At 72.4% G+C, this 10,388-nt stretch carries 9 protein-coding genes; 3 read left to right on the forward strand and 6 right to left on the reverse strand.

Features of this window, described 5'->3' with window-relative positions; genetic code table 11:
- Positions 1–104 precede the first annotated feature (104 nt).
- Positions 105–293 carry a hypothetical protein gene (locus AB0881_RS08875; protein ID WP_366615494.1) on the reverse strand — a complete coding sequence of 63 codons (189 nt, stop codon included), beginning with the start codon at positions 291–293 and terminating at the stop codon, positions 105–107.
- A gap of 82 nt (positions 294–375) precedes the next feature.
- Between AB0881_RS08875 and AB0881_RS08880 the strand changes: the two genes are divergently transcribed.
- Positions 376–954 carry a CGNR zinc finger domain-containing protein gene (locus AB0881_RS08880; RefSeq protein ID WP_366615495.1) on the forward strand — a complete coding sequence of 193 codons (579 nt, stop codon included), beginning with the start codon at positions 376–378 and terminating at the stop codon, positions 952–954.
- An 11-nt stretch (positions 955–965) separates the two neighbouring features.
- Here AB0881_RS08880 and AB0881_RS08885 read toward each other — a convergent pair whose 3' ends face one another.
- Positions 966–2,054: a M14 family zinc carboxypeptidase gene (locus AB0881_RS08885; protein ID WP_366615496.1), complete on the reverse strand. Its 1,089-nt coding sequence runs from the start codon at positions 2,052–2,054 to the stop codon at positions 966–968.
- Between the two features lie 9 nt (positions 2,055–2,063).
- Positions 2,064–3,530 carry a hypothetical protein gene (locus tag AB0881_RS08890; RefSeq protein ID WP_366615497.1) on the reverse strand — a complete coding sequence of 489 codons (1,467 nt, stop codon included), beginning with the start codon at positions 3,528–3,530 and terminating at the stop codon, positions 2,064–2,066.
- 241 nt (positions 3,531–3,771) lie between these two features.
- On the opposite strand from AB0881_RS08890, the gene AB0881_RS08895 reads away from it, so the two are divergent.
- Positions 3,772–5,292 (forward strand): ABC transporter substrate-binding protein, encoded by a 1,521-nt coding sequence (locus AB0881_RS08895; RefSeq protein WP_366615498.1) that lies wholly within the window; start codon positions 3,772–3,774, stop codon positions 5,290–5,292.
- Here the strand turns inward: AB0881_RS08895 and AB0881_RS08900 are convergent.
- Positions 5,260–7,473: an ATP-dependent RecD-like DNA helicase gene (locus AB0881_RS08900; RefSeq protein ID WP_366615500.1), complete on the reverse strand. Its 2,214-nt coding sequence runs from the start codon at positions 7,471–7,473 to the stop codon at positions 5,260–5,262. The two genes, AB0881_RS08895 and AB0881_RS08900, sit on opposite strands and share 33 nt — an antisense overlap.
- A 254-nt stretch (positions 7,474–7,727) precedes the next feature.
- Between AB0881_RS08900 and AB0881_RS08905 the strand changes: the two genes are divergently transcribed.
- Positions 7,728–8,285: a hypothetical protein gene (locus AB0881_RS08905; RefSeq protein WP_366615502.1), complete on the forward strand. Its 558-nt coding sequence runs from the start codon at positions 7,728–7,730 to the stop codon at positions 8,283–8,285.
- Positions 8,286–8,380: 95 nt separating this feature from the next.
- Here AB0881_RS08905 and AB0881_RS08910 read toward each other — a convergent pair whose 3' ends face one another.
- Positions 8,381–9,364: an NAD-dependent epimerase/dehydratase family protein gene (locus AB0881_RS08910; RefSeq protein ID WP_366615503.1), complete on the reverse strand. Its 984-nt coding sequence runs from the start codon at positions 9,362–9,364 to the stop codon at positions 8,381–8,383.
- A 16-nt stretch (positions 9,365–9,380) separates the two neighbouring features.
- Positions 9,381–10,388, reverse strand: coding sequence for an S-methyl-5-thioribose-1-phosphate isomerase (mtnA, locus tag AB0881_RS08915; protein WP_366615504.1), 1,008 nt, complete (start codon positions 10,386–10,388; stop codon positions 9,381–9,383).

Consider the following 10,388-nt stretch of genomic DNA (forward strand, 5'->3'; position numbering starts at 1 on the left):
TTGAACGGACCCCCGACTTCCTCGGCTGCCTGCATGATCCGTCAGGGAGACGGTCGCGGCAAGACCTCAATACCGGCGATTCCGGTCCGTCGCCGCCCGGCCGCTCACGAGCCCCCGCACCGGGGCTCGGAGGCGGTCACGACGTGGCCGGCGTCGTACGGCTGGAGCCGCATCTGGACCGCCCCGCACGCGCAGCGGGTGTAGGTGACGACGCCGGTGGAGGTGAGATGGCGGGACAGCACCTGATAGATCTCGGACTGGGGCCAACCGCAGCGCGGGCACTCGTCCACCATCGTTTTCCGTCTCCACTGGCCGGACGTAAGGCTTCTTACTAATATGACGGTTACATCATGACATCGTGCGGGAGCCGGGGCAATGCAGATCACCGGATACAGGAGTCACGGCGTGGCCGCCGCGGTCGCGCTGGTGAACGCCGTCACCGGCCAGGCCGGGAACGACGCGGACCACCCGGAGGACTCGGAGAACACGAGGGACTCGGAGGACGCGCTGCGCGCGCTGCTGCGCGAGTGCGGGTTCTTCTGGCGCCAGTTCGAGCCGCGGCACGCGGACGCCTTCCGCGAGTGGGGCCGCACGCTGCGGCCGTTCTTCGAGGCGACCGAGCTCGAAGAGGCCGTGGGACTGCTGAACGGGCTGCTGCTCCAGGTCCCGATGCATCCGCACCTGGCCGACCACGACGATCCGGCCGGGCTGCACATCCACTACGCGCCGCCGTCGGCGGACCTGCCGCACCGCTTCCGCGCGACCACGCTGATGAACCTGTCGGAGCTGGTCTGCAAGTACGGGCTGAGCCGTACGGGCGTGTGCGCCGCGGAGGGCTGTGACCGCGTCTACGCCGACACCTCGCGCGCCGGGCGGCGGCGCTTCTGCTCGGAGGCGTGCGCCAACCGCACGAACGTCGCCGCCTTTCGCGCGCGCAAGCGGGACGCCCCTTAGGGCTCCCCCTCTTAAGCGGCGTCCTCGTGGTCGTGGTCCTGGGCCGCCTTGGAGGACGCGCTGCCGTCATCGGGCAGCGAGGGGCCGCGCGGCGGGATCCGGTCGGCGCGGGCCGGGTCGATGCGGTCAAGCGTCCCCGCCGCCGCGGCGTGCACGAGGTCCACCATGGAGACGTAGGCCGTACGGACCTGGAAGCGCTCCCGTTCCGGAGGCAGCGCGCTCAGCTCCACGAGCAGCGACCCTCCGCCGCGCAGCCCGTAGGCGTTGCGCGCGATCCCCTCGTAGGAGCCGCCCGGGTACTGGGACACGACAGCGCCAGCCTTGGTGAATGCGTCGTACACGCGTACGCCGACCTGCTTGGAGCGCTTGAGCGCGGCGGCGGGCACGGCCGGGTTGGTCGGCCACAGGATGGAGGTCGTGATCTCCCTGCCGTCCGGCGGCGGGAAAGCGTACCGGCCCTGCATGTGGTAATCGACCATGACGGCCGGCCGGAACGACTCGTACCGGCGCTGGATCGCCGCCGCCTCGGGCACCGGGTTGTCCTCGGGCCGTACGGCGGGGTCGTGGTAGCGGTTGATGTCGTAGCCCTTGCCGGGCTCCCCGTACTCCGGCCGCGCACCCGGGTCGTAGTTGTAGCGCCACTGGTGGTGGTGGCCGTCCGGGTTGGCCCGTACGACGATGCCCAGGGTCACCCTGGAGCGCAGATGGCGGGAGGCCCGGTCGTTCTTCAGCCCCAGGGTGCGCAGGGCGTCCAGTGCCGACTCCGTGGCGAGCGGCTCGTCGCCGTGCTGCTGCGTCACGTACATCAGCCGTGTCGAGCCGGTGCCGACCGTGGCGAACCAGATCGGGCGCCCCTGGTTGCTCGTCCCGATGCTGCGCACGTGTACGCGTCCATGGGAGGCGCGCTCGATGCGCTTGAGGGCGCGCGCCAGCTCCGCGTTGGTGTGCAGGCGCACGCCCTCCTGCCCCTGCTGCACGGAGGGGAGGGCGGCGGCCGGCGGGGCGGCGTTCGCCGGAACGCTCAGCACGCCCGCTGAGAGGGCGAGGACGGAGAACCCGGCCGCGAGGGAGCGGACCGTGCGCGAGCTGACAGAGGGCACTTCGTCCGCCTAACGGAAGGTGGGCTCGAGAATGTCGATTCCCCGGTTGTGGTCGGCCACGTAGATGCGGCCGCCGTGGTAGTAGGAGGCCCAGGTGTGGGCGTCGGCGGGCCGGAAGTAGGCGATCTGGCGCGGGTTCGTGGGGTCGCGGACGTCGATGAACCGGGTGCCCTGGTTGTAGAACGCGTGCGCCAGCACGCCGTCCTTGATGTCGAAGTAGTGCGCCGAGCACTCCTCCGCGCCGGGCCTGGTGCCCTCCTGGCCCGCGACGCTCCACGTCCCCAGGGTGCGCAGGCGGAACGGCTTCTCCGGCGTCGAGCGCCAGCCCTGGCCGCCGTAGGAGCCCTTGAGGGAGGCGATGACGAGCAGGCCGTCGTTGGCGCATCCGTCGTTGAAGGTCTCCTCGGTGACGATGAGCGTCTGCCCGTCGCCCCACTTGCGCGGGTCCGGGCCCTGGTCCCGGGTGCGGCCCACCGCGCGGAAGCTGTTGTGCATGAACGAGGAGTTGGTGCTGGCCTCGTCGATGCCGCCGCCCGCGTAGGGCACGGGGTCCCACGCGGTGGCGACGCGGTGGCGCTTCTTCACCGGGTCGTAGTGGCGGCCGCTGGTGTGGTAGCCGCGGACGCCGCCGCGCCCCGACGCCCAGGCGATACCGCTGGAGTCGACCTGGATGTCGTGGGTGTAGTCGGTCTTGCCGTCGTTGCGGCCCGTGTCGATGGGCTTCTTGAAGACCTTGGGCTTGCGCGGGTCGCGCACGTCCGTGACCCAGACGGGGCGGCCGCCCCAGTCGGCGGGCATCCACTCCGCCTTGGCCGGGCCGCCGGTCCACAGGTAGCGGCAGTCGTTGACGCACGACGTGGTGTGCCCGGCCGGGATCACCTGGTAGGCGATCTGCCGGGGACTCTCCGGCCTGGACACGTCGATCACGTACACGCCCGACTCGCCGGTGTCGGTGTTGCCGCCGAACGCCCTGGGGTCGCGGGACAGGTAGATGATCTTTCGCTTGTGGTCGGCCTCGGTGTCCTCGCCCTGCCAGTAGCCGGGCAGGTCGAACGTGCCCACCAGCTTGGGGTTGCGGGGGTCGGCGGTGATGTCGTACCCCTTCATGCCGAACCGCCCCGTCACGTACATGATGGTGCGCTTGTTCGGCCCCTTGCCGTAGTCCATGAAGACCAGCGAGGTGGACTCCTTGGGGGCCGGCACGTTGCCGACGTGCCGGACGCCCTTGATGGCGCCGGGATCGTCCTTGGCCGCCTTGCCGGACGAGCGCGGAGCGTGCCCTGAATGGGCTCCGAGGTCGCGGCCCTCGCTCTGGGCCTGGGCGACGCCGTTCGCCCGCGTGCTCTGGTTTCCGGGCTCGGGAGGGCATGCCCATGCCACTCCGGCCGCCGCGACCACCGCCGCCGACGCGATCACGACCGGGCCGAACAGCAGCCGCCCGGCCCGGGTGCGGGGGAGCGTCGTGCGCGAGTGCATCGCGTACCTCCACGGAAGCGGAAACGGTCGGGCGGACATCGCCGAGCCAAGTGTGAACCGTGCGACGTTCGTGATCAATCGTCGATGACTCACAAAACAACCGGCCTCCGGCTGTGGTCAGGCACCGCCGTCGCAGGTCACGGAGCCGCGCCCGGGCGCCGCCGCCCGGCGCCCTTCCGGATCCGGCCGACGGTGTCGTACCCTCACCGGCGTCGGAGGAACGCCTGCCGGGGAGCCGCCCTTGAACAGCGTCACGCGCACCGCCGCCCTGGTCGCCGGGGCCGTGGTGATGCTGGTGGCGCCGGTGGCCGCCATGAAGGCCATGCGGGATCCCGGCGATCCGCGGCTCACGGTCGGCGCCGCGCCGGCCGCCACGCTCGTCCCCGGCGACGTCCGGGACGCCACCGGCCGGATGATCGCCGGCGCCGTCTGGACCGGGCTGGTGACGTACGACCTCCGGACCGGCTCCCCCGTCATGGCCGCCGCGGAGTCCGTCACCTCCGACGACCGGCGGGTGTGGACCGTGCGGCTGCGGCAGGGCGGGCGGTTCCACGACGGCACGCCCGTCACCGCGCGCTCGTTCACCGAGGCGTGGACGGCGGTCGTCCGCGAAGGCTGGCACGGCGCGCCGATGCTCACCGACGTCGCCCGGGTGAAGGGCGCGACGCCGCGCGGCGACGAGATCGGCGGCCTCGCCGTGAAGGACGACCGCACCTTCGAGGTGACCCTGGACGAGCCCCTCAACGGCTTCCCCTCCCTGCTGGGCGACCCCGCTTTCCTGCCGATGCCCGACGGCGTCCTCCGTTCGCGCGATTGGGCGTCGTACGGGCGGCGCCCTGTCGGCAACGGCCCGTTCAAGGTCGGTGCGCACGGGCCGAAGGAGACCGTTCTCGAACGGCCCGGCGCCCGCGCCGTCGCCGTGAAGGCGATGCCGGACGCGGCGAAGCAGTACGCCGCCGTCGAGCTCGAGGACCTGGACGTCGCGACGGCCGTCCCCGCCGACAGGCACGAGACGATGGACGGCGAGTTCCGCGGCCGGCACCTGACCCTGCCCGGCCGGACCATGACGTATCTGGCGTTCCCTTCATGGGAAGAGCGCTTCACTCCCGCCATCCGGCAGGCCCTGTCCATGGCCATCGACCGGAACGCCGTGACCGAGGGCGCGCTGGGGCATCAGGCGACTCCCGCGAACTCCCTGATCCCTCCCGGGATCCGGTTCGGGAGCCGCGAGGGCCAGTGCCGCCTGTGCGTGCACGACGCGAAGGCCGCCGGCGCCGCGTGGACCGACGCCGGAGGCTTCAAGGGAACGCTCACCCTCTGGCACTCCCCCGCCGACTCCCCTTGGGTGGAGGCTCTCGCGGAGCAGCTGCGCAAGGGGCTGACCATCGACGTGCAACCGCGTCCCGTGGAGCCCGCCGATCTGCGCACGGCGCTGGACGAGCGCAGGGTGGACGGCCCCTTCGTCGTCCACTCGACCGCCCCCTACCCCGCGCCGGTGGGAGCCCTGCGCCCCCTCCTGGAGACGGGCGGCGGGCAGTCGGACGGCTACTTCTCCGGCCTGATCACTCAGGCCGAGCGCGCGCCGTCGCCCGAGAACGGCGTGATCCCCGCACGGCTCGCGGAGTCGGCCCTGCTGCGCGACATGGCGACGATGCCCCTGTGGTCGGCCCACGACCACTTCGTGTGGTCCGAGCGCGTGCGCGGCGTCACGGCGGACCCGTTCACCGGCCTACGCCTGGACCGCCTGTCCCTCAAGGGATGAGTCCAGGCGGTGCGTCAGCGCCGTATGCCTGCGCCCCGCCCCGGCGGTGCGCACGGCGGCCGCCAGCGCCCGGCGCGAGCCGACCAGGACGACGAGCTTCTTCGCCCGCGTGATGCCCGTGTAGAGCAGGTTGCGCCGCAGCATCATCCACGCGCTGGTGGTGAGCGGTATGACGACGGCCGGATACTCGCTGCCCTGCGAACGGTGGATGGTGATGGCGTAGGCGTGCGCCAGTTCGTCCAGCTCGTCGAACGCGTAGTCGATGCTCTCGTCCTCGTCGGTCCGCACCGTCAGCGAGTGCTCCTCCAGGGAGACGGACGTGACGACGCCGACCGTTCCGTTGAAGACGCCGGCCTCGCCCTTGTCGTAGTTGTTGCGGAGCTGGGTGACCTTGTCGCCCACCCGGAACACGCGGCCGCCGTACCGGCGTTCGGGCCGGTCCTCGGCGTGCGGCGTCAGCGCCTCCTGCAGCAGGCCGTTGAGGGCGCCCGCCCCCGCCGGCCCCCGGTGCATGGGCGCCAGCACCTGGACGTCGCGGCGCGGATCGATACCGAATCTGCGCGGAATCCGGTTGGCGACGACGTCCACCGTCAATTCGGCCGTCGGCTCGGGCTCATCGCACGGGAACAAAAAGAAATCCGGATAACCCTTGGTATGAGGATGCTCGCCGGAATTCACCCGGTGCGCGTTCACCACGATCCCCGACTCCTGCGCCTGCCGGAAGATCTTCGTCAGCCGTACCCGGGGCACCGCCTCGGCCGCCAGCAGATCGGCCAGCACTTCCCCGGCGCCCACCGAGGGCAGCTGGTCGACATCGCCCACCAGCAGCAGGTGGGCACCGCGCGGAACCGCCTTGACCAGCTTGTTCGCCAGGATCAGATCGACCATCGAGCTCTCGTCGACCACCACCAGGTCGGCGTCCAGCGGGTTGTCGAGATCGAACTTGGCGTCCCCGCCCGGCTGGAGTTGCAGCAGCCGGTGCACGGTCGCGGCCTCGTGCCCGGTCAGCTCCGCCAGCCGCTTGGCCGCCCGCCCCGTCGGCGCCACCAGCACGATCCTGGCCTTCTTCGCCGCCGCCAGCTCCACGATCGACCGCACGGTGAAGCTCTTGCCGCAGCCGGGGCCGCCCGTCAGCACCGCGACCTTCGAGGTCAGCGCCAGCCGGACGGCCTCCTCCTGCTCGGGCGCCAGGTCCGCGCCCGTCTTCTGCCGCAGCCACGCCAGCGCCCTGTCCCAGTCGACGTCGGCGAACGCCTTCAGACGGTCGTGCCCGGCGTCCAGCAGCTCGCGCAGCCCGTACGCGAGCGAACGCTCCGCCCTATGGAACGGCACCAGGTACACGGCCGGGACCGTAGTGTCGTCACTGCCCGGCACCTGCTCCCGTACGACGCCCTCCTCCTGGACCAGCTCGTCCAGCGCGGGGGCGATCAGCTCCCTGCCGACCCCCAGGATCTTCTCCGCCGCCGTGACCAGGTTCGGTTCGGGCAGGAAGCAGTGCCCGTCGTCGGCCGCCTCCGACAGCGTGTACTGCAACCCCGCCTTGACGCGTTCCGGGCTGTCGTGCGGGATGCCCACCGCCTGCGCGATCGTGTCGGCGGTCTTGAACCCGATGCCCCACACGTCGGCGGCCAGCCGGTAGGGCTCCCGCCGCACGGTGTCGACCGAGGCGTCCCCGTACTGCTTGTAGATGCGCACGGCCAGCGAGGTCGACACGCCGACCCCCTGGAGGAAGACCATGACCTCCTTGATGGCCTTCTGCTCCTCCCAGGCCTCCCCGATCCGCTTGGTGCGCTTGGGCCCGAGCCCCTGCACCTCGACCAGCCGCCCGGGCTCCTCCTCGATGACGCGCAGGATGTCGGTGCCGAAGTGGGACACCATCCGGTCGGCCATCACCGGCCCGATCCCCTTGATCATCCCGGAGCCGAGGTAGCGCCTGATGCCCTGCACGGTCGCGGGCAGCACGGTCGTGTACGACTCGACTTCGAACTGGCGCCCGTACTTGGGGTGCGACCGCCAGCGCCCGGTCAGCCGCAGGCTCTCCCCGACCTGCGCCCCCAGCAGCGCCCCCACCACGGTCAGCAGATCGCCGCCGCTCCGCTCCGTCGCCACCCGCGCCACGGTGTAGCCGGTGTCCTCGTTCGCGTACGTGACCCGTTCGAGAACCGCCTCCAGCTCCGCCATGCCGCCAGATTCTACGCATCACCGCCGACACTTCCGGAAAGGCGCCGAGCCCGCGGGCGGCGAGGTTATCCACAATTCCCGGACCCCCTGGGCCCGCGCGGCCCGCGAATCCGACGATGGCCTGGCATCGCATTCGAGAAAGGGGAACGAAATGCCCGGACCGGTACCCGGCATCAGCGCGCTCGTCTACATCGCCGTCTGGCTCCTCACCCTGACCGTCCGCGCGGCCCGGGGCCGGCGATGAAGATCTCGGCATGGACCTCACCTGGACGGCCCAGATCGCCGGCCACCGGGCCCGCTACGTCGGCGACGCCGTCGCCTGGGCCGCCGACCCCGAGACCCTCCCCTACCTCCGGAGGCAGGTCCGCCGCTGGATGGCCGGCTTCTTCCAGAACGTCCGCCTCCACCTTCCGCGCCTGCTCGTCCGCAAGCCCCTCCTGGCACTCTGGGTCGGCCTGGCCGTCCCGGAGATCCTGCTGGCCCCCCTCTGGTGGATCACCCCCGTCCTGCTCACGTACGCCTGGCACCTTCCCCTTGCGGAGGCCCTCGCCTGGTGGGCCGCCACCGAACTGCTCCTCCTGGCGCCGCCGCTCCTCTACGCCGCCCACCGCCGCGGCATCCCGTACCGGCGCATCCTCGTCAACCTCCCCTGCGTCTACGCGACCAGGGCCGTCAACACCTACTACGCCTGGAGAGCCCTGATCACCGAACTCCTCCTGGCCCCGCTGGGCCTGGCCTCGTCCCTCACGACCTACGAGAAGGGCCGCCCCGATACCGACGGCGCGGCGCGATGCGGGGGGGTGATGGGGTGATGCAGGGGTGATGAGCTTCCGCCGCCGCCGGAGCCGGTAGCGGCCGGGCCCCGGACGGCAACGAGATCAGTGATCCGTCTCGGCGGCGGCCCGCCTTAGCGCCGGGCCATGGTGTGGAGGGCCTCGCGGGTGGTGTGGGCGGGGGTCCAGTGGAGGTCCCGGCGGGCCTTGGTGGTGTCGACCGTCATCGGGTGGCGGACGGCGTGGATCCATTCCGCCTGGGCGGGCATGGCGGGGAGGGCGTCGACGAGTTCGGCCGTGAGGCCGACCAGCTCGCCGGGGACGGGGACGGCGTAGGCGCCGATGGCGCGGGCGAAGTCCGTGACGGTGATCTCGCCGTCGCCGGCCAGGTTGTACGCTCCGGGCGGGCCGGCGGCGGTGACGGCCGCGGTGGCGGCGGCCGCCACGTCGTCCTGGTGGACGAGCTGGAAGCGGGTGCCGGGGTCGGGCAGTACGGGGTGCAGGCCGGGGACGGCGCCGAGCAGGCGGCGGAGGGGTTCGGGGACGCGCCGGGCGGCCTGCTCCCAGGGCATGTTGCGCAGCAGGACGGTGGCCTCGGGCCCCACGACGACGCAGGGGCGCAGGACGTAGGTCTCCAGGCCGGCCGTGGTCTCTGCCAGGAGGCGTTCGCAGGCGGCCTTCTGGGCCGAGTAGTAGTGCTCGGGCGAGCCGCGGGGCGGGACGTCCTCGGTGATGGGGCTGGGGTTGTCCTTGTGGTAGCCGTACGCGGCGACGGAGGAGGTGTAGACGAGGCGTCCGGGACGGGCGGCAGACGCGGTGGCCTCGAAGACGTTGCGGGTGCCGGACAGGTTGATCCGTTCGCTCTCCTCGCGGGAGCCCACGATGACGTACGCCAGGTGGACGACGACGTCCGCGGCGGCGACCAGGGCGTCGACGGCGGGGCGATCGAGGATGTCGCCCCGCCGGTACTCGGTCTTGGTCCAGCCGCGCGAGGCCGGGTCGAACGGGCGCCGGGCCATGCCCAGGACGCGCTCGACGCGGCCGTCGCGTTCCAGGGCGCGGACCACCGAGGTGCCTATCTCGCCGGTGGGGCCGGTCACGGCGACGGTGAGTCCCATCGGAGGCTCCTGTCTGTCAGGCGAGCGGTGTCCTACCCGCCGACACCTCCAGCACACCGGTCTCCGTGACCAGCGCCGTGACCAGCCGGGCCGGGGTGACGTCGAACGCCGGGTTGAACGCGCGGGCGCCGTCGGGGGCGGCGCCGTCCAGGACCTCGCCGGCGGCGCGCTCCTCGATCGGGATGCCCGCCCCGGTCGGCGTGGCCGGGTCGACGGTGCTCCAGGGCGCCGCGACGACGAACGGGATGCCCGCGTCGGCGCAGGCCAGCGCCACCCCGAGGGAGCCGATCTTGTTGGCGGTGTCGCCGTTCGCCGCGATCCGGTCGGCGCCGATGACGGCCACGTCGACCAGCCCGCGCAGGATCGTGCTCGGCGCGGCGCCGTCGGTCTGCACGCGGTACGGGATGCCGGCCTGCCGCAGTTCCCAGGCGGTGAGGCGGGTGCCCTGGAGCAGGGGGCGGGTCTCGTCGGCGTAGACGAGTTCGAGCCGGCCGCGGTCGTGGAGTTCGCGGACCACGCCGAGCGCGGTCCCCCAGCCGGCCGTGGCGAGCGCCCCGGCGTTGCAGTGGGTGAGGACGCGGAGGGGCCGTTCCCCGGTGCGGGCGAGGATCCAGTCGGCGCCGAGCCGGCCGATCGCCCGGTTGCCGCGCACGTCCTCGTCCAGCAGGGCCTGGGCTTCGGCGAGCACGGCGGCGGTCCCCTCGCGCATCAGGGGCAGCACCCGGTCGACGCCGGCGGCGAGGTTGACCGCGGTCGGGCGGGCGGAGCGGACGCGGGCGATGGCGGCGTCCAGTTCCGCTTCGGGCCAGCGCTTCCGTTCGGCCTCGAGCATGGCGACGGCGACCCCGAACGCGCCCGCGACGCCCAGCGCGGGCGCGCCCCGGACGGCGAGCCGCTGAATGGCGTCGACCAGCGTCGCGGTGTCGCGGACGTCCAGGTGCTCGACGCGGCCGGGCAGGACGGTCTGGTCGATGAGCCGCAGGGCGTCGCCGGTCCATGCCACGGCCCGGATGTCGTTCGCCAC

Source organism: Spirillospora sp. NPDC029432 (assembly GCF_040703975.1).
Classification (GTDB): Bacteria; Actinomycetota; Actinomycetes; order Streptosporangiales; family Streptosporangiaceae; genus Spirillospora.